Origin of the sequence: Streptococcus oralis, assembly GCF_019929345.1 — a bacterium.
Lineage (GTDB): Bacteria > Bacillota > Bacilli > Lactobacillales > Streptococcaceae > Streptococcus.
This window is the reverse complement of the sequence record NZ_JAHZPJ010000034.1, coordinates 1-716: the sequence shown is the minus strand read 5'-3', so window position 1 is coordinate 716 and position 716 is coordinate 1. Positions and strand designations below refer to the sequence as shown.

Sequence of the window (716 nt, the reverse complement as noted above, 5' to 3'; positions counted from 1 at the left end):
AAGAAATATATAAAAGAAACAAAAAACAGATAAAAAAAGAAAAAAAAATACCTATATTCATAAACAAAACTAGCCCAAAATCAATTCCTAAAACACCTGCGCCGAATATAACTGGGTAGTAACTAAACTCCATTTTATGATACTTACGAAATTTTAAAAAAATTATATTTTCTACCTATAAATTCTAAATTTATAATACTTATTATACTAAAAATATAGCTAAACAATTTAAAACCTAAAAAATTGACAAAACACATAAAAAAAATAAAAACAAAATAAAAAATAGTACAAACTAAATTAAAATAGTTAAACGGATAATCAGTAGGATAATGACCAGCCCAAGTTAACCAAAAAAAAATTCAAACAAAACATATAGATAAAAAATATAAAATATTATCCAACATAGTCTGATAATTACTAAACCAAATAAAAATCAACAAAACAAAAATAGAGCCAAATATCAAAATAACACCAAACAACTTATTTGGTACAGAACGCAGAATAGTAAAAGCAAACAAAAAATATCATTCAGGAACTACATGCGCCGGACTGGCTATAGAGTCAGATTCAACAAAAATTATGGGATCACTTAAATTAAGAGAGCAATACAAGCTAAAAAAAAAAAAAACAAAAAGAAAAACACAAAAAAAATAAAAAACAACAAAAAAAAAAAAAACAATGTATAAATTAGAAAGAAAAAAAAAAAAAAATGTGTT

1 protein-coding gene is annotated in these 716 nt (G+C 22.6%); it reads right to left on the bottom strand.

The window, feature by feature from the left end; all coding sequences use genetic code 11:
* Positions 1–359 precede the first annotated feature (359 nt).
* Positions 360–518 (bottom strand): hypothetical protein, encoded by a 159-nt coding sequence (locus K1I97_RS10255; RefSeq protein WP_223351616.1) that lies wholly within the window; start codon positions 516–518, stop codon positions 360–362.
* Between the last annotated feature and the right edge of the window lie 198 nt (positions 519–716).